We start from the raw sequence: 18,413 nt of genomic DNA, 5'->3' as shown, positions 1-18,413 counted from the left end.
GAACCAGGTTGACTTCGGCGCAGCCAGTCGTCTCGTTTGAGGTACTTAGCAAACCCTCATTTACATTTCGTCAGGCGGTTTCGGAGGCTTGTAAGAACGATCTCAAGGCTTCTCAAAGCGCTTCCGCAGCTCGGTGAAATAGCGGCGGACCTGCTCACGGCGTGAAGGCGGGAGAGCGGCTTCATCCAGCGCCTCCTCCTCGGCGGAAATGGCTTCAGTGGCGATCTCTGAGGCACTGCGGGAGGCGCCTTCTTTGCGCGCGCCGCCCTCGACACTGCGCACGCTGGAGGCTCCATCGTTGTTCTGCTGCGCGGCGACGACGGATTGATTTCCTGCTTTTTGTTGGGCCGTGGCATCGGCATTCAGCTCGGCCGTGCCCACGCCAGCTTCCTTGCCACCGGGCATGGTGATCGCCATCGGCGGGCCGTCGCCTGGATTCTGGCCGGGCGGGCCGAGCATAAAGGACTCCGGCTTATCACCGGGCTTCTGGCCAGGGATGGGGGCAAAGAGCATGGGCTGGCCCTCTTTGGGCTGCTGGCCCTGCTGACCGGGAGGCTGCTGGGAGAGCATCATCTGCTGTTGCTGGCCTTTGCCGTTGCCGGGCACAGGGTTCTGCTGCATCATGCTTTGCTGCTGCTGGCTCATCTGGCCCATGCCGGGAGGCTGGAGTTGCTGCTGCTGCTGGCCTTGCTGCTGAGCCTGGGACTGCCCCACCTGCGGGGTCTGGCCTTGCTGCTGCTGTTGTTGCCCTTGCGGGCCCTGCTGGCCGGCGGCCGCCATCTGCTGCATGGAGCCGGCCTCGTTCTGGCCGGTGATGTTGCTGCCAGCATCACGCAGTTGCTGGGCCAGCTTCTCCAGCTCTTTCTGCGCCTGCTCACGCCGTGCCTGGTCACGCATCTTTTCGGCGAGCTTCTGGAATTCAGCACCGGCTTCGACCGGCTTCGTTTTCTGCATCTCGGAAGCGGCGGCCAGCACGTGCTGGCCCACGGTGCGCGTGCGGTCCTCCTTCTCGGCGCTCTTCTCGCTGTCCTTCAAAGTCTCGTTCACACGCTCGCGAGCATCATTGGTTAGCTGCGGAGACTTGAGCTGCTCGGAGAGAGCCTCGGCGGACTTCGCAGCCTGCGTGGCATTCTTCGCGGCCACGGCATCGCCAAGGTCGGCGGTGTCCGCATGCTCGCGAAGAGACTGGATCAGCTTGTCCGAGGCCCACATGTCCTTGTCAGCGGCGAGACGTTCCGCGAGCTTCTCGGCTTCACGGGCACGCTTCTCAAGGTCAGACATGACATCACGCGCATCCTTGCCCCCGGCCTTCTCCAGGTCCTCGGCAGTCTGCTTCAGGCTTTCCTTCAGCTTCTCCAGGGCGGCCTGCTCTTCGGCGGTGAGTCCTTCGAGCTTTTTCTTCTGCCAGTCCGTGTCCGCGAGTTTCTGCGCTTCTTGCTTGGCCTTCTCCTCCATCTTTTCATCCAGCGTCAGAGTCTGCGGCGCGGGATGCACGATGGCGCTGACGAAGAGCGCTGAGACCGCCAGCGCGATCGGCAGCCAGAGCCAGCGGTGAGGCTGGAGCGGGAGATCGGCGGCGAGGCTCTTCTGAGCCTCGGGCAAAAGAGCCCGCTGGGCGGCGATGTGCGCGCGCTGAGCTTCCGTGAGCTCGCTCTGCTGCTCAAACCACCACGCGGAGGCGAAGGCCTCGCGGCGGCCCGTTTTTTGATCCCAAAGCGAAAGCACGCTGTAGAGACCCGGAGTGCGCACAAAGGCCCGGAAAGCGGCGAAGGCGATCCAGCCGATGACCAGGGTCCAGGTGGCGAAGACGAAGAGACTCCGCCCCGTGAGGACAGCCAGCAAGGCGCACAGGGCCACCGCACCGACCGTCCACCACAGTGACTCCCCCAGCCAGCCAAGGCCGCGTCTCAGCGCCACACGACGCGCCACCTGCCGGGCGACGGGTGCAAAGCTGGCATCAGTGGAGGCGGACATGGTCTGGCTCTCATTGTGGGCGAAGGGACCGCCGATGCGAGAGCTTTTTGAAGGGATGAAGCGGGATGGCCGTCCCCTGCCCTCTCACCAAAAACCCCATTGCTGTGTGCGCAGCGCATAGAGGCCGAGCAGGAGGTTTCCCAGGGCATGCATGATCACACAGGCGCCCAGGCTGCGGGTGCGCACGGCCAGCCAGTAGACCAGCGAGCCCCAGATGAGGGCAACGAGATAGTCCTCCGGATTGTGCGCCACCATGACCAGCACGGTGACGATGCCAAAAGCGCGCCAGGAGTGCGTGCCAAAGGGAACACTGCGCCATGAGGCATCTCCGGCATTCAGGTAGCGCATCAGGAAGCCGCGCCAGAACAGCTCTTCCACCAAGGGCACCACGATGACCATGCGGACGAAGCGCATGACGATGGCCGCATTCTCCCATGCAGGCCAGGGCGAGAGGACCGTGGGATCGAAGCCTTCCTTCCGCTCCACCAGCCCGAACCATGACCACCATTCGGGAGCGCCTTCACCCGCGACAAGCCTTTCATAGAGCCAGGCGGGAAAGATCCACGCAGCGATGCCGACAACCGCCAGGAGCACGGCAAGACCGAGTCCACGCCAGGGCTTGAGCACATAGTGCCGGCGAAACCAGAGCAGCAGCACACCACAGAGGAGAGTCTGCAAAGGATAGACCCAATGCTCCGGAGCCTTTTGAAACCAAGGCAGCTCGGGATTGTCGATCCGGAACCAGCCCGGCACCGTGAGGAAGACCATGAACACGAACAACGGCGCCACATGAGCGGCGGTGTCAGAGTCACGGAGGCGAGGCATGGGGAGGGAGACAGGATCTGTGCAGTCCTTATTTGAAGCTTCCCGATGAGGCGAGCGCAAAATCAATCTCATGAGCCGTCCGCTTTCCATAAAGAGCCCGGTGAGGACGGCCGTTTGTCATCAGGCATGATCTTCCCGACCCGGGCCTTTTTGCCCACTTTGTCATTCTTTTTGTTAGCCTTTTCGTTACGGTTGGCAGCGGCACCGCCTGGCTTCAAGCCGAACATGGGGCCGGAGCTGCCGAGGATCACGGTGAACTGCGGGGAGGTGGGGATGCTGCTGAGGCAGGCCTCGCAGTGGACACCGGGGAGGCTTGATTTTCGCGGGAAGGCGATGACGACGGAGAGCAGTGCTTATGGGACAGTGTTTTCGTTTCCGGATATCGGGTTCATCGGCACGGGGCATCTGGAGAATTAACCAGAGGAGCTGCTGTCGCTGGCCTTCTATCTGGATGGAGAACGCGTGGAGACGCCGATGGCAGAGATGAAGGGGAAGACGTTCCGGCTGGAGCGGAAGTCACGTGTGCGCAAGCTCTTTGACCTGGAGTGTGTGATCGAGATCAAGGATGACCGCCTCTATGAGACGTCCACGGTATATGCGGCGGAAGCGGTGCCGCTGAAAATGCTGTATCATTTCATGCACGCGTGGAAGCCCAGCGTGTCCGCCTACGCGGCGGGAATTGATGCGCAGCCAGACAAGATCATCGCCGGACCGCTGACGGATGCTACGGACACCGTGAGGAAGTTTTACATCACCCAGCGCGTGGACTGGATGGCGGTGCATGAGCCCGAGAGCGGGCAGTTTGCCGTGTCACGTTTGCTGGAGGCACCAGAGCTGGGCAAGCATGTGACGATGCTGTGGAATGTGCCAGGAGCTTACCGGAAGTTTTATCTCATGTGCTTTAGCAAGGAAACGGTGCCAGCGGGATTCACAGGAGCCTGGAAGATGGTCACGGCGTTTGGGGCGGCTGGGACTGAGACGTGGGAGAGCCAGGCGAGGAAGGTGGCGAAGGAACTGAGGTGATTGAGGTTGGGAAGATGGTTCAGCAAAGCAATCGGACACTGGGAGTGCCCTGACTCCCGGGTCAGGAGGTGCCCGGGATAAATTTAGGAAAGTCTTACAACCAGATGCGGCGGTTCATACGAACCTCAGCCGCAGACCAGGACTCGTCCGTCCTGATCCCGACTCAACAAACACTACAGCTAATCATGAAGCATACACTCATCACGATGGCAGGCCTGCTGACTCTCTCCGTCACAGGATCTGCCCTGGCAGGTACAGGCTCCTATGGCAGCTACCCCGCCACCTCCTCCAGCGGAACGAAGTGGCGCTATACCGTGGACAGCCATGCCTGGAGCGGTGTTCCAGAAACCGATGCCCGCCGCACCGGCCAGGTCACGCAGTGGAACATCAGCAATCCACGCACGGCCTCGAGAAGAGGCCGATAAGAGAGCGGCCTGGGATCCTCGCTCGCAGAGACATCTGCAACGCAAACCGCCCGCGCTTCCGTGAAGGAGGCGCGGGCGGATTCGTGTTGGATGATCGTTGGTTAGCCTTTCTTCTTCAAGATCACGTCACCGAGGCTGAACATAGGGCCGTAGATGGCGTAGATGAGGAAGCCGACGATGACTCCCAGAATGAGCATGGTGAGAGGCTCGATGAGCTTGTCGAGCGAGGCGGCCATGTTGTCCAGCTCCTCCTCGTAGTCGTCAGCGATCTCGGAGAGCATCTCCGTGCCTGAACCCGTCTCGCTCGCCAGCTCGATGAGACCGCAAAGATTGCGTCCGTCACTCCCAAGCCAGTGAGACTCAAGCAGGAAGCCTTCATGCAGGTTACGACCCACCGTGATGTGGTCACGGAGCCGGTTGAAGAACTCCTTGTAGTGATAGTGCCAGGTGGCCGCGGAAGTGATCTCCAGCGCGCTGGTGAGACGGATGTTGGACTCCGTTAGCATGGAGAGCGTGCGGAAGCTCGTGGAGGAAGCAGCCTTGCGCACGAGCGCACCGACCACAGGGATCTTCAAAGTGAGATCCTGCATCCAGCGCTGCGCCATGATCTTGTTAAAGTTCGTGAAGAGCATGTAGAGCCCGACCACCGGCACGGCGACCATGTAAGGGCGGTGCAGGAAAAGGTCTGACAGGGCGATGAGAGCCTTGGTGGCAAAGGGCAGCTCGGTGCCGAAGCTGTTGAAGAGCTTGGCCAGCGCGGGCACGAGCGTGAAGCTCATGACGATCACCACGGCGATGCCGAGCACCATGACGACTCCAGGATAGATCATGGCACCTTTGAGCTTCTTGAGAGTCTTCGAGGACTTCTTCTGGGAAAGGCCCACACGTTTGCACACTCGGGCGAGCTGACCGGCCTCCTCACCCGCATAGAGCAGCGACAGAATGTCCTCCGAAAAAAGATCCGGGAACTTGGCCATGGCGTCACTGAACTTCTCCCCCTGGGTGATGGAGGCGATGACGTCCGCGATCATGCCCTTGTAACGGGGGGAACGCACACGGTTCACCTGCAGCTTGAGGCTCTTCACCATGCTGATGTTTCGCTCAAGACAGCGTGCGACGCCTGAGAAGAAGGCGCCAGCGTCCTCCGTTCCCGGCTTGGGGGAGGTGAGAAGCTGAAGCTTTTCATCGGCGCCCGTGACGTCCTCGATGACAGCTGTTTCGTTAGGCGAGATGCCACATCCGACGATCGCCTTCTCATGCGTGTCCGTGGCCACCAGGGTGGTGACCTTGTTCCCCGTATTGACGTTGGTGATGGTGACTTTTTTGATCATACAGAGTCAGGAGGCCGGGGTTCAGGGGACGACGGGACGGAGAGAGTTGGGCAGGCTGGGGCGGTACACGCTGAGGGTGAGCGGCGCGCCCTGCGTCTCGACCTTGATGTTCTGGGAGATGTTCACGGAGGCTGTCACCGTGGCGACCTGCATGGTGCCGAGGCCGGCGGGGGTGGTGGTGCCTGTCTGGACGATGAAGGGCGTGCCGTTGATGATTTGATTGAGCGTGATGTTGTCCGTCTGCGAGGGCATGAGGCTCATCACCTGCCGCTGGTCGATGCCGAGCTGCCAGACACGGGCCATGTTCTCCTGGTAGTTGCGCACCACGGCGACGCGCCAGCCCAGCTCCTCCTGGATCATGAGCGTGCCGCTGAGCGAGGCCATGGCCGTCATGCCAACGGCGACCACCGCGGAGGAGGCGAGAACCTCCATGAGGGTATAACCAGAAGTTGATCGTTGTTGACGGTTGTTGAGGCCGCTACGCGATGTTGACGATGGTTTTCCCATCCGGTTTTCAAACCATTGTAAACAACGGTCAACGACCGTAAACGACTGTAAACGGTTTGGCTTCATGGCGGCGGTACGGGGAAGAAATAGGACTCGAGCCATGCATCACGCGGGATGACGGAGGCAAACGGGGGCCCGGCGGCAGGCAGCGTGCTGAGACTGCCGTCGGCGGCAAAGGTGAGACGTCCGCGGTTGCTGCCGCCGGCAGCACGGCGCTTGAAGGTCCAGTTCGTCATGACTCCGCCCAGCCAGCGAACGTTCTGGGTGATGCTGGATGGCATGTTCAGGACCACGGTCTGATATTCGTTGATGAAAACCGTGCGCCAGCGGAAGTCGCCGGTGACGGGAGTGCCGACCCAGGAGATGTCCAGCGGCGCGGCATTCCAGTGCTTCGCACCGATGACGATGCGGCGGTTGTTGTCTCCTTCAAAACGGATGTCACGCACGGAAGGTCCGCCGTCTCCCATGGGCAGGAAGGTGAAGATGCGGGGAGCCAGGGCACCTGCCGCGTCGAAGTCGGCCGCGGAGGACTGCCCTTTGAAGACAACCTGATGCACCACGCCATGGATGCGCATGTTCGGCAGAAAGGTGGAGTCCAGCTTGATGAAGAGGACGCGCAAACCTGAGGCAGGATAACCGCTCGGCCACATGGGCGGCTTGTAGGTGGGGTCCCGCTGCTCCTCCATCCAGTAGTCACCCGTGGGACTGGCTCCTGTCACATAGACGTCCACGGTGCGGTAGTCCGAACGTCCGGCCGTGCGCTCGCGGTCCATGAAGTGCCACAGTGAGTTGTCTGGATTGTCGGGATTGTTGACCACATTGAGATAGCCCATGTAGCGATCCACCGCAGGAGTGCTGGACACCGGTCCTGTGGTGCTCGGGACAGCGGGAAGGTTTGAAGGCAGCAGCTTGACGACGGAGTTTCCTGGGCCGGAGGCGGAGCCGCAGATGGCCCGGGAATTGTAGCCATCGTGAGACTGGATGTAGAGGCTGCGCGTGGTGAAGGGCAGTTGCATCGGGCTCGGGGTGGTGAGTGAGAAGTGCGACTCCGGATCCCGGATGACAGTGCGGCCCTCCACGTCCCAGAAGGCATGATGATCCGCGGTGGTCGTGTTGATGTCGATCTGAGTCCCGGCGAGGGCTGGCTTGCGGTAGGCGATGAAGAGATCGCCGGCGAGCACGGGCGGATAGGTCTTGAGGAAGAGATAACTGTTGAAGTCATCCACATCACTCAGCGTGGCTGGGCGCACCAGCTTCTCCGTGCTAAGGTAGGAGGTCATGGGCCTCATTCCCGCGTAGTTGTAAGGGAAGACCGTGGTCATGGTCTCCGCCGTCCGGGTGGAGGCGTAGACGTTCAGCGCCGTCCAGCCATCATCACTGCCCACACCACCGTAGGCACCGCCTAACAAACCATTTGTATCAGCGGAGAGCGTGCTTCCTGGATCAAAGGCCTTTTCCATGGCGGTCTGCCAGGCGAACTGACGCGAGTTCTCCAGGGAGAGACGGCGCTGCACCGCGATCTCCATGTAGCTGATCTGCACGCCACGGGCACCGATCAAGGAAACCCATGAGGTCATGAACATGCCCGTCACCAGCATGAGCAGCAGCGCGGCCACCATGAGGGCGCCTAGCTGGCTCTTGCGGGATTTGGAAGGCGGGATGTGCATGAAGGGCTATCAGCTCTTGGTTGGACTATTTGTTAGAGCGCCGGAAACATGGGCACGGTGAACATGAAGGAGGTGCGCCCGCCCATCTGGTTGTAGGCCTGGCGCGGGTCCGCAGGGTTCAGGGTGTTCGTGACAGGCCCGAGGTGGCGCGCGGCAGGATCCGGCCACCAGATGAAATAGAAGGGACGCTCCGCAGCGACCTTGAACCGGTCCGTCGTGGTGCCTTCAGCAATGGCCAGGCGCGTGGAGCGCTCAAAAGTGATGAAAAGCGGTGTGAAGCCATCTGAGCCCCAATCCTGCGGACGTGCAGCCACCGGTGCGGGAATGGAGGGCGGGTAAAACACCTCATAACCGCCGGAGAAGGCGAGCGGATAGGTGCCGTCGCGTGAATCATCACTGTACCTTTTCACACTGGCATAAAACCCCAGCGGGTCGGTGGTGCCCGTGAAGCGGACGACATCAATCTCATAGAGGGCCAGCACCTTCAGCCTTAACTCCACCTTGCTGTAACCCAGGATGAAGATGGACACATTCTCGGAGGGCGTCGTGGCGTTGCTGTTCAGGGGATTGCGGTAGTCCCGGAAAGGCATCGGAATCACACCGATCGCCACGAGATGGGCGCGAAACTTCTGCGGGGTGTCCAGCTCTCCATGCAGCAGCGGGTCGTACGGGATGGACGAGGGCTTGTAGGTGCTGACACCGTCACGCGGCAGACAGAAGACAGCCGTGGCACTGATCACGTCCGCATTGAACTGCTCACGCAGCTCTTCTGCCTGTGCCACCATGCCGAAATGAGGTGCCGTGACGACGTTGCGCGTCGTTCCATCCTGGTCCGGATAGGCAAAGGCCGCGGCACGTGTGGCCCCCAGTGGAACGGTGACCAGGCTGGACACGCCAGGCCGTGTGCGCACGATGGTGCCATAGCCAACGATGAGGGAACCCAGGATCAGCGCGGACATGGCCAGCACAGACACAAGCTCCACTGCGGTGAAGCCCCTGCCCTGCCGGCGTAGTCTGGCGCGTGCATGTCTCATCTGGGTTTCTGGGCGTGGTTGCCAAAGAGCATCCTCAGCACGGAGGCTTCAGGAACATTGGACGGCTGGGCTGGACTGGACGCGGACTGGGCCTTGATTTCCTTCTCCTTCTGCCGGGCCTGTGCCGGAGCTTCGTCCTCGACCGCCAGCGCTTTCAAGGGAGGCGGCTCGGCAGGTGCAGATGAGACAGCAGCCGTTCCTTTGTCTTCCGGATCAGCACGGCGGGAGAAGGCTGAACGCCCCTCCATGCGGAGGGTGCCGATGCCGCCAGAGCCGCCATCCGCCGCACCGGAAGGCATGCGGTAACGGACGCGGGGAGAGACATCCACATTGATGACGAAAGGCTTGGGCGGCAGGCCGGTGGGCTTTTTTTCCACCCAGACCATCTCGATCTGCGTCGGTGTGATGGACTTCACCTGCAGCTTCACCTGCTGGTCAGGTAATACGTTAGGCACCATCTGCCCGGCTTCCAGACGCATGCTGCCCAGCATGACACGCATGCCGCTCATGCCATTGCCGCCGCCTTTGGCGGGCATGGAGAGGAGGATGTCACGCACCCGGTTTTCCTCGGTGTCTCCTTCCTTGACCGTCTTGTCCATCACAGTCTCGAAGGGGTTGTTCTCGTCTGCCTTGATGACCTCAGGGTTCTTCTCATCCGGAAGGATGAGCGTGTACTGCACACGGTCATTGGCCTCGTCCGAGCCTTCAGGCGGTGCATTCTGGGCCGTGGCGACTCCGGCCGCGAGCAGCATCCATGCTAGGTGTTTGAAGAGCTTCATGAGCGTGGATCAGGATTTCTTTTTCTTGTCTTCTTTGACATCCAGGGTGGCCCCGGCATCGACGATGGGAGTCTCGATGGTCACATCCAGCCGCATCTGGCGCACGGTGCTGCCTCCCGTCAGGCTGCAAGCCGTCACTTTCGCCAGAGGCAGGCGTTTTTCGATGTCGCCAAACCAGTTCATGACCTTGGCATACTCATCCTCGATCACCAGCTTGGTCTGGATGACCTTGGGCATGAACTTGTCACCACGGCTGGCCTTGGAGCTGCTGCTTCGTGAGTTCACCAGGGAGATGCCACGCTCACGCAGGCTGAAGTCGAAAGCGTTTTCCACATCCTGCTCAGTCTGTGTGCGCTGGGTGAAAGGCAGCCATGCAGCAAGGAAGCGGCGTAGCTCCTCTGTTTCCGCGCGGGTCTTCGTCACCAGGATCTCGGCGGTCTGGCGGGCGGTGTCCGCTGCATTGGCAGCATCTTCCGCGCCTGCGGCCTCTTTGCGCATGGCGGTGACTTTCTGGTGCACGGTCTGCGCGCAGTAGGTGACGATGCCGATGAAAATCATCAGAACGACACAGGCAAGTTGCTTGGGATTCATGGAAGCGCTGGTGTTTGATTCTAAAGTCTGGGTCCAACCTCACTGCTCCTGCCTGACAAGCGTGGAGCGGTATTCGATGACCTCCTCGTTCTTGCTCTGCTGAGGAGAGAAGGAACGGTATTGAAGACGTGACAGGCCGGTCTCGATCAGGCCCACCTCCGCGGCGGAGCCGCCATTGATGCGCAGTGAGAGGGAGAGGTTTGAGGGCACCTGCTCGCTGCGTTCGATGCTAAGATCGGAGAGGCGCACCTCAGGAGGCATCGCACGTGCGATCGCCGTGGTGATGGGCTGCACGTTGCGCGCGCCCTCCATCCATTTGGCGAGGAGCCCGGCCTTCGCCGTCTCGTTGTCGAGCACGGACTTCTCGTCGATCAGCTTCTTCGCCGCGTCATCAAGCTCGGTCTTGCGTGCCTCGGCCTCGACCTTGAGCTCCTGCGCCCGCTTGTAAGACATCCAGTCCATGGTCATGAAGTAGGCGGAGCCGGCCAGGGTCAGATAAAAGAATAACGGTACGGCCTTGAACGTGTCCGGCAGGCGCTTTGAGGTGTCATTGCGCGGTGTTTTGAAATCGTGGCAGATGTAGTCGCTCATGAGGGTGCGCTGTTGAAGGTCAATGGATGCCGATCACACGCCAGAGGAGGTCTTCCTGGGTCATGTCCACGGCGCTGATTTTCTCGAGATGCGCCATGATCTCGCTGCGGAACTTGAGGTCCTGGCCGTCACTGACGAAGTGCACCGGGCTGCCCTGGGGAAGCTTCTGCACCAGCGGTGTGATGATCTGGAGGGAGGTCTCCACCGCATCCGGGCCCATGCCGCTGCGGCAGCGGAGTTCCTTCCACTGGCCGTCCTGCTGCACAAGCACCGCGATGGATCCCTCACAGGCGGCGACAAGCGCGGAATTCGACGGCGCCGAAAGCCGCTGCTTCACATAGAGCTCCATGACGGCGTGCTCCATGAGGGCAAAGAGTCCGCAGCACACACGGCCGGTGCGCAGGCCGATGTTTTTGAGCACGTCCTCGGTGCTCTTCACCATGCTCTCCTCACAGGCGAGCAGCATGCTGGCCGTGGTGTCAGGATGATGACACATGGCATAACGCTTGCCACGGTCATACTTGGGTCCGAGCACCGCACGGGGATTGGTGCGCAGGAGATCGGTGACATTGTCCCCGCGCATCATGTTGTTCTCCAGGCTGATGATGAAGCGGTTGTTGACGCTGACGGAGCACCAGCCGCCTTCGGCCAGCTGGCGCCATTCGTCGGCACGCTGGGGCGCGATGTCGGCAAACTCGCCCTCCATCACTCCGCTCTCGTCAAAGCGCCCCTTTTTGTTCAGGGAGCGCCAGCTTGTCTGAGAACGGCTGACGTTTATGAGGAGGGACTTGCGGCCCTCATAACGCTTCGTCCAGGCGACATTGCTGTCATCCGGCTCGGGCTTGAACGCCGCGAAGGTCAGAACAGATTTGATTTCATCCAACAGCATAAATCGAGGTCAGGTTTTCGCGTTGCAGGTAGTCGTAAACTTCATGTTCGGCATAGCCGGTCTTCTTCGGCTGGGTGGGCTTCCAGCCGTCTCCCATGCGCATGTTCAGGCAGCGCTCGAAGTTCAGCATGCCGCGGGTGAATCCGGCCTCGAGCTCCTGGTCGAGATTCTTGAACTCGCCACGGCGGATCATGCCGCACACAGAATCATAAGGCAGCAGCAGCTCATGAATAGGAAAGCGCTTGCCGCGGGTCTCATCAAACATGAGGCGCTGGCAGAGAATGCCGCGGAAGCTGTCCGCAAAGGAAAGCGTGGCGTTTTCCATGCGGTCGCTGGGGATGAGCTTCAGGTAACGCTGCACCGTTTGAGCGGCGCTGCTGGTGTGAAGCGTGGCCACCACCACGTGACCCGTTTCAGCGGCCTGCAGGGCGATCTCAGCCGTCTCGCCATCTCGGATCTCACCGACCAGGATGACATCGGGAGCCTGACGAAGAGCCGCGCGCAATGACTTGCTGAAGTCCAGCTCATCCGTGCCGATCTCACGCTGGGAGACAAGGCTTGGGATGCCTGGTGGATAAACGAACTCCACGGGATCCTCGAAGGTCAGCACGTGCTCCTGGCGGCGCTTGGCGCGCTCAAGAATCATGGAGGCAATGGTGGTGGACTTGCCGGAACCCGTGGCACCACAGACGAGGAAGAGGCCGTTCTTCGCCTCCAGGAAGGCCTTGATGGCGGCAGGCGGCACCATCAGCTTGCAGATGTCAGGGATGCTCTCTGGAAGAAGACGCATGACCCAGCGCGGACGGCCACGCGTGACCATGCGGTTCACACGATAGCGGCGGTTTCCCAGGGCGAGCGCATAGTCCACGCAGCCTGCGGTGAACTCCAGCGGCCGCTCAGGCTGGTAAATGAAGGAATCAAAGAACAGCTTGCCATTCCGCTTGTAGGTCAGCGGCTCCCAGGGGGTGATGTAGAAGTCACTGACACCGGAATCCTTCGAGAGATGAAGCATCCGGTATCCAAGCTGACTGCGTTCGTTGATGTCTTCCATGGTGAGTGTGAGGTGCGAGAAAATTCAGCGATTGCTGACGAAGCGGGCGCGAAGCTCCGCACGGGCGGAGGCTCCTTCATAGATGAGGAATTGGTTCCCCTGGGCGACGCCGGCGCCAGGATCCAAGGTGGCCCAGCTCAGTTCGAGGCGGTAAGTGACACCATCCACAATGGCGGTGAAATCGGTGCTCGGATTCCGCAGTTCCACGATGTCCGCGCTGGCCGTGCGGTCACTGGTGTTCTCCGTGCTGATGAGGCCGAGGTTGACGTGCACCACGCCCGTCTGCGCCGGCTCGGAGAGGTTGAGATTGACGCTGAGCGTCACACCATCCGCCTCGCTGCTGTAAAACGTGGTGCCGTTCAGCATGACCATCTCGCCAAGCGCGAACCAAGTATTCGGAACGATGGTGTCAAAGGGCCTGCGGGAGAAGCTCAGCACATTCTCCGTGCCAGCATCCAGAAACTCGCCATTGCCCAGATCCAGCTTGGTGTTGCCGTGCTTGAACGTGGACTGGTCCACGGCGTTTTGAGTGTCAATGACGAGGTTGGGACCGCCATTGGCATTCCCCCAGGTACCGGTGCTGTTTCCCGTGAAGCCGGAGATCAGTCGGTAAAAGCTGGCTCTGTTGGTGGAGCTGTCCCGGTAGTTGACGGTGTCGAGGGCCACATTGCGGGCATCGACCTGATCCGGAGAGGCCAGGCTGATCGCCGTGCCTTCATAAGCTGTCCATGCTCCGCCGTTTTTCCGGTATTCAAGGCGGGACACACTCCCTCCTGGTGCCCCGTTGGGGTTCAGTGTCACTGACGTGGGGAAGCTGGAGTAATTAAAGGTTCCACCTCCTGGAGAGATGCTTGGTCGTGGCAAGGTGGCCGGAGTTGGTGTGGTTCCACCGCCCCCTGGATTACCGCCACCACCATTCCCAGGATCATTATCATCGTCATCAGGATCCGTGGCAGGGGGTGCTGGCACTGCCTCGTTTGGATTGAAGGGGTCCACAGTGCCGGGGCCATTGGTACTGCCCGGTGTATTGTAGGTCGGGCCGGAGGTTGCTGCCAGATTCCCCCAAACCCAGCCTCTGTCCTTGTTGTAGAGCTTGCGGGCAGTACCGCGGGCAGTGTCGTAGCCAAAGTCAGTGTTACGCAGACTCTCATCAAAGTAGAATTCAGTCACGGCGGTCCCGCCGGCGTTGGTCAGCTCAAAACGCTTTTTCTGCGTGTTCCAGCGGGCGCGCAGTGATCCATCTCTCGGCGCAGATGTACTGGTTCGGGCCTTCAGCCGTGTATCCACCAGCCTGCCCGAGGTAGCACCGGTGTGCTGCCGCTTCACATCCAGGTCAGGGCGGGTGCGCTTCAATTTGTCCAGCACTACCTGGGGACTGGTGAGACCGTGGAGCGCACGGCTGTCCTCCCCCCCATCCGCGAGATAGGCGGCCACCAGTTGATTCAAGCTGGCCACGTCAGAGGACAGCTTGATCTCCCTCACCCTGGCCGGCTGGTTGCCGATCATCATCACCGCCACGGTACTAAGTACCCCCATGATGGCGATGAGCGTCATGATCTCGACAAGCGAGAAGCCAGCCCACGCTTGGCACTTCGCAGCGCGAGAGTCGCGCAGCATCGAAATAGCAAATGTGTTTTTCATACTGGTTTTAGTGAATAGTTAATAATAGCGAAATTTTATCGCATTGGCAAATAAATACCATAAATACAATGCAAATTAGTTTTTGAATAGGCCTGATACATTGATGTTTAGCCTCTTTTGAATACTAAATGAGGAAAGTGATAAATTTCAGTTGTGTTAATTTAACGCAATTAATATATTTACCATAATTCACCACTTTATGCGTCTACCCATCGCCTACAGCCTCTCCCTGCTCGCAGGAGCGATGCTTTTTCATCCTGCTTCTGCTGCGGCTCAGAGGATGCCAGACTCGACCACCACATACTCACCGGAGTATGAGAACATGGCGTCCGGCCTGCGTCAGGCGGCGCCCGAGCAGTATGACATGACGGATGCGATGGTGGGAGATGTGATCCGTTTCCTGGCGACGGACGCGGGAATCCAGTTCATGTCCCTGCCCCAGGACAGCCCTGAAGCGTCCAAGCTGACGACTTTTAACATCAAGGCGGCACCTTTCACGGTGCTGGAGGCTGTGTGCCGGAACAACGGGCTGAATGTGATCTATGAAGGTGGGATCTTCACCTTCCGCTCCGCAGATGACCGCGAGCTGATCGGCAAATCCTACATCATCAAGAACAACTCCTTTGAGCGCGTGGAGAAGATCGTCAGTGACAGTGGTAGTGGCGGCGGTGGGGGTGGGGGCGGCGGAGGCGGCGGTGGTGGGGGCGGCGGAGGAGGTGGCGGCGGCGGGCAGAACAGCCTCAGTCTCCAGGGCATCCAGGAAACTTTCGCACTCAAGCCCAGTGAAGTGATCCGTGAGATCCGTGATCTTCTAGGCCTGCCACCAGACGATGGGGGCGGAGCTGGCGGAACAGACATGGGCATGTCAACGCCCGGCGCCAGCGGCGGCCCTGGAGATGCTTCGAAGATGCTCAACTCCAATGAGCTGAGCAGTTTCCGCAAGCCCAAGGTGATCTGGAAATCAGACTCGAACACCCTCTATGTGGTGGCCACGCGCCAGCAGCACATGTGGGTGGAAGGTTATCTCGCAGCCGCAGACAAGCCACAGCCACTGATCGCGCTGGAGGTGAAGTTCATCGAAACCTCCCGTGATCCGAAGCGTGAGTTCGGCATCGACTGGGGCGGCACCTTCGAGCAGGGTACGTTTAACCAGGTCACAAGCGTCACCAAGGATGACAAGGGAACCGCCGTGGAGTTTGAGCAGGTCGGCACGAATGGCGGCTTCCGCACGGATCTGTCCAACCTCTGGTCACCCGCGAACCTGAACAGAGCAGGCGGAGCCCTCGGCTGGCCTGCACTGGGCGTGCTGAGCGCCCAGGACATCAACGTGAAACTGCGCGCCATGCTGCGTGATGAAGAAACGCAGACCACCTCCTACCCCCGCATGGTGACACTGAACAATCGCGAGGTCACCATCCGCAGCGTGCTGAACCAGCCCGTGCTCGGCGGCAGTTCATCATCCTCACTGGGTGCCGGCGCCACCACCACGCAGAGCATTTCATATCTGCCCATCGGCACGGTCCTGAACATCCTCCCGAAGCGCATGGATGGTGACAAGATCCTGCTCAACATGGCCGTCACCGTGTCCAGCATCGTCGGCACGGAAGTCATCGGTGGAAACCCCTTCCCCATCGCCTCCTCACGTGTGTACTCCGCGCCGGTGGAGATCGATTCCGGTTTCACCGTCGCTGTGGGTGGTCTGGATGAAGCGCGTGAACGCGAAGGCAAGGCGGGCATCCCTTTCCTGCATTCCATCCCCATCCTCGGCAAGGCCTTCAAATACGACAGCAAGAGCAAGAACCACAAAAACCTCATGCTCTTCATCACGCCGACGCTCATCAATGGCCGTGATGGCGGCCTTCCTGCCGAGCCTCAATCTGTAATCCCGCAGAAGCCTGGCCGCCTCCAGCCGAAGATCCCGCAGGTCGATCCCGATTCAGGAGCACTCATCGGGGGGGCGGATTCCCTGCCGAACGCCGTTTCCTATCTCGAGCGCGAGACGGACATCCTGCATCACACCATCTATGAAGCCCGCGTGACGCCTGATGAGTCACGCAAGCTCAAGGAGCTCAAGATCGCCGTGGATCAGATCGCCGCGAACTGTGAAGGCATCCTCCTGCACCAGCCGCAGAATGCAGCGCAGGTGGAGCCTTACCATCAGCGCATCAAGAAACTGCAGGTGCGTCAGCAGGAGCTGGCACGTCTTCTCTTCAGCAAAAAATACTTCTAAAAGCAGCCTCTCGCTGCTTCCCAGAGCTGGTCCGCACCTTGGTTGTGATCTTCACAACGCTCCCTCTGCATGCGTCCATCCACACGTCCCCGGCCTTCGGACACCTCGCGCGTGATCATGCGCTGGCATGGTCTCGGGGCAGCCCTCGCGGTGGCCTTTTACAGCCTGTTCTTTGCCGCGCACCTGCGGTTTCAGGAGACACCGATCTACATCAAGGACAATATTTTGTTCGGCAGCTCCACGCACACAGTCTTCAATGACCTGACCACGGAGCGCCTGGGAGATCACAACGCTATCAGCCCGCTGCATCCAGCCTTCACGCTGCTGCACCAGCCTGCCGCGCAGATGATCATCAGCGGCTGGCAGGTGCTGGGGCAGAATCTGCCCGCCGCGCAGAAGCATGGTGTGGCCGCGCTCACCTGCGTGGCTGCGGCCCTGACGGTGGTCATGGTGTATCACACGCTGCTCTGGTGTGGTGCCACGACCTTGCGCAGCACCTTTCTCGCCATGATTTTTGGCGCCAGCACCTGCGCCTGGATCATGGCCCCCCTGCCGGAGACCTGGATCTTTGCGGGTCTCGGTGTGGCCGCGCTCATCGCCGTCACAGCCCGTGGCGCCCTGGCGCATCCCGCCTGGCATCTTGTGGCCTCGGTCTATGCCATGAGCACCTTCCTGGGAAACGTGATCCCTTGCCTCATCATGGCCATGACCCGCTGCGCGCAGGACCGCAAGCAGATGGGTAGCTTTCACGCCCGTCCAATCTTGATCTTGATCGGGGCCTTCACCATCACCTTTGGTCTCGCGAACCTGCAGCGCGTGGTCTATCCGACCTCGGCACCTCTGCCCAAAACCTCGGCGGACTGGCTGGCTCTGCGCAGCGACTGGAAAGCCACGCGCGACACGCAGGCGCTGGTGGCACGTGAAGTGTTCGTCTCCAACATTGTGGCCCCCAGCTACGCGGAGATCAAACTGGACAATTCACGCAGCAAAGTCGTGCTCAACGAGCCCTTCTGGTCCGTCCTCGGACTGCGTCGAGGTCTCAGCGGCGGCTGGCTGCTCATCCTGGCGCTGGCTTTTGCCGGTCTCGTCTGGCGGGCGCAGATCGAGCCCTTCACCTTGGGAGTCATTGGGGTGCTCGTGTGGAGCATCGCCACGGTCGGCTGGTATGGCAGGCAGGACCACCTGCTGCTGTATGCCTGTCTCTGGACCGCTGTGGTGGTCATCGCCACAGGACTCGGGCTTGAGCGGGCTCTGCAGCACTGGAAGAAGCTCATCGTGCCCGTCACCCTCTTCCTCGGCATCTTCATCATCGCGCTGCTGACGCGGAACTGGCTGTTCATTTTGGATGTGGCGGAGATTCCGCGGAGCTAATGCAAAATTGGCTAGACGCTTCCTTTATCGTAAGGCCGAGAAATAGAACGTCTTCACGCCGATCTCCACACAGTCTGGAAACCAGTTCACGTCTCCAGACTGGACCATGCTGAGATTCACGTGGGCGCGACACCGCCCCTCCGCATCATAGAGCCTGGAGAAGCCCGGAGCATCACTGCTGCTACCAGGTGGTCCCCAATACATGGGCAGCCTATAGGTAACCACGCGCCACGTTCGATCAGGACTCCAGTTCACATAGACCTGCTTCGCAGACGTGCTCAGGATCATGTGCCACGCAGTCAGCACCGTCATCAACACCGCGAGCGACATACCGCCCACCTTCAGCCACGGACGCCCGGAAGATGCACGCCACGCGAGAAAGAAGAAGATTACCGCCCCCGTAAGGACTGCGAATAGAATGAAGCCCTGGGTCAGAATCATCAGCACCAAAGCTACGCCTCCCTATGGCTCCATCATATAGAAA

General features: G+C 60.4%; 18 protein-coding genes. 5 read left to right on the top strand and 13 right to left on the bottom strand.

The genetic code is table 11. The annotated features are described in order from the left end of the window. Window positions 1-102: 102 nt before the first annotated feature. Together BGE01nite_RS02685 and BGE01nite_RS02680 are read right to left on the bottom strand one after the other, a co-directional pair. A complete protein-coding gene (locus BGE01nite_RS02685; protein WP_146848716.1) occupies window positions 103-1,974 on the bottom strand; it encodes a hypothetical protein in 1,872 nt (623 codons plus the stop codon). 84 nt (window positions 1,975-2,058) lie between these two features. Beyond that, the gene (locus BGE01nite_RS02680; RefSeq protein ID WP_170266544.1) at window positions 2,059-2,799 is read right to left on the bottom strand and encodes a CAAX prenyl protease-related protein; all 741 of its coding nucleotides are present in this window, start codon (window positions 2,797-2,799) and stop codon (window positions 2,059-2,061) included. 126 nt (window positions 2,800-2,925) lie between these two features. Here BGE01nite_RS02680 and BGE01nite_RS02675 point away from each other — a divergent pair, with 126 nt between their 5' ends. The 3 genes from BGE01nite_RS02675 to BGE01nite_RS02665 all read left to right on the top strand — a co-directional run bounded on the left by BGE01nite_RS02675 (window position 2,926) and on the right by BGE01nite_RS02665 (window position 4,247). Further along, a complete protein-coding gene (locus tag BGE01nite_RS02675; RefSeq protein ID WP_146848714.1) occupies window positions 2,926-3,216 on the top strand; it encodes a hypothetical protein in 291 nt (96 codons plus the stop codon). 45 nt (window positions 3,217-3,261) lie between these two features. Next, on the top strand, window positions 3,262-3,822 hold the full coding sequence (locus tag BGE01nite_RS02670; RefSeq protein ID WP_146848713.1) for a hypothetical protein: 561 nt from the start codon (window positions 3,262-3,264) through the stop codon (window positions 3,820-3,822). A 185-nt stretch (window positions 3,823-4,007) separates the two neighbouring features. Further along, window positions 4,008-4,247 carry a hypothetical protein gene (locus BGE01nite_RS02665; protein WP_146848712.1) on the top strand — a complete coding sequence of 80 codons (240 nt, stop codon included), beginning with the start codon at window positions 4,008-4,010 and terminating at the stop codon, window positions 4,245-4,247. A 101-nt stretch (window positions 4,248-4,348) separates the two neighbouring features. Here BGE01nite_RS02665 and BGE01nite_RS02660 read toward each other — a convergent pair whose 3' ends face one another. The 10 genes from BGE01nite_RS02660 to BGE01nite_RS02615 all read right to left on the bottom strand — a co-directional run bounded on the left by BGE01nite_RS02660 (window position 4,349) and on the right by BGE01nite_RS02615 (window position 14,328). Continuing rightward, complete coding sequence (locus BGE01nite_RS02660) at window positions 4,349-5,578, bottom strand: type II secretion system F family protein (protein WP_146848711.1); 1,230 nt, start codon at window positions 5,576-5,578, stop codon at window positions 4,349-4,351. 21 nt (window positions 5,579-5,599) lie between these two features. Beyond that, window positions 5,600-6,010 carry a hypothetical protein gene (locus BGE01nite_RS02655; protein WP_170266543.1) on the bottom strand — a complete coding sequence of 137 codons (411 nt, stop codon included), beginning with the start codon at window positions 6,008-6,010 and terminating at the stop codon, window positions 5,600-5,602. A gap of 137 nt (window positions 6,011-6,147) precedes the next feature. Beyond that, window positions 6,148-7,752, bottom strand: coding sequence for a hypothetical protein (locus tag BGE01nite_RS02650; RefSeq protein ID WP_146848709.1), 1,605 nt, complete (start codon window positions 7,750-7,752; stop codon window positions 6,148-6,150). A 32-nt stretch (window positions 7,753-7,784) separates the two neighbouring features. Next, window positions 7,785-8,786 (bottom strand): hypothetical protein, encoded by a 1,002-nt coding sequence (locus tag BGE01nite_RS02645; RefSeq protein ID WP_146848708.1) that lies wholly within the window; start codon window positions 8,784-8,786, stop codon window positions 7,785-7,787. Further along, a complete protein-coding gene (locus tag BGE01nite_RS02640; RefSeq protein ID WP_146848707.1) occupies window positions 8,783-9,565 on the bottom strand; it encodes a hypothetical protein in 783 nt (260 codons plus the stop codon). Before BGE01nite_RS02640 ends, BGE01nite_RS02645 begins: the two co-directional genes overlap by 4 nt. Before the next feature lie 9 nt (window positions 9,566-9,574). Further along, complete coding sequence (locus tag BGE01nite_RS02635; protein ID WP_146848706.1) at window positions 9,575-10,156, bottom strand: hypothetical protein; 582 nt, start codon at window positions 10,154-10,156, stop codon at window positions 9,575-9,577. Between the two features lie 39 nt (window positions 10,157-10,195). Then, window positions 10,196-10,747: a hypothetical protein gene (locus BGE01nite_RS02630; protein ID WP_146848705.1), complete on the bottom strand. Its 552-nt coding sequence runs from the start codon at window positions 10,745-10,747 to the stop codon at window positions 10,196-10,198. Window positions 10,748-10,766: 19 nt separating this feature from the next. Continuing rightward, window positions 10,767-11,636: a hypothetical protein gene (locus BGE01nite_RS02625; protein ID WP_146848704.1), complete on the bottom strand. Its 870-nt coding sequence runs from the start codon at window positions 11,634-11,636 to the stop codon at window positions 10,767-10,769. Continuing rightward, window positions 11,623-12,648, bottom strand: a complete 1,026-nt coding sequence (locus BGE01nite_RS02620; RefSeq protein ID WP_170266541.1) for a type IV pilus twitching motility protein PilT — start codon at window positions 12,646-12,648, stop codon at window positions 11,623-11,625. Before BGE01nite_RS02620 ends, BGE01nite_RS02625 begins: the two co-directional genes overlap by 14 nt. 63 nt (window positions 12,649-12,711) lie before the next feature. Beyond that, complete coding sequence (locus BGE01nite_RS02615; protein ID WP_146848702.1) at window positions 12,712-14,328, bottom strand: choice-of-anchor K domain-containing protein; 1,617 nt, start codon at window positions 14,326-14,328, stop codon at window positions 12,712-12,714. 199 nt (window positions 14,329-14,527) lie between these two features. On the opposite strand from BGE01nite_RS02615, the gene BGE01nite_RS02605 reads away from it, so the two are divergent. After that, window positions 14,528-16,558: a type II secretion system protein GspD gene (locus BGE01nite_RS02605; protein ID WP_176601357.1), complete on the top strand. Its 2,031-nt coding sequence runs from the start codon at window positions 14,528-14,530 to the stop codon at window positions 16,556-16,558. A gap of 69 nt (window positions 16,559-16,627) precedes the next feature. Then, window positions 16,628-17,929: a hypothetical protein gene (locus tag BGE01nite_RS02600; protein ID WP_146848700.1), complete on the top strand. Its 1,302-nt coding sequence runs from the start codon at window positions 16,628-16,630 to the stop codon at window positions 17,927-17,929. A gap of 24 nt (window positions 17,930-17,953) precedes the next feature. Here BGE01nite_RS02600 and BGE01nite_RS29335 read toward each other — a convergent pair whose 3' ends face one another. Then, entirely contained in the window at window positions 17,954-18,370 is a 417-nt protein-coding gene (locus BGE01nite_RS29335) for a hypothetical protein (protein ID WP_146848699.1), read from the bottom strand. Window positions 18,371-18,413 lie beyond the last annotated feature (43 nt).

It is taken from the genome of Prosthecobacter gellanilyticus (assembly GCF_007992435.1).
GTDB lineage: Bacteria > Verrucomicrobiota > Verrucomicrobiia > Verrucomicrobiales > Verrucomicrobiaceae > Prosthecobacter > Prosthecobacter gellanilyticus.
This window is presented reverse-complemented; position numbering and strand designations above follow the sequence as displayed.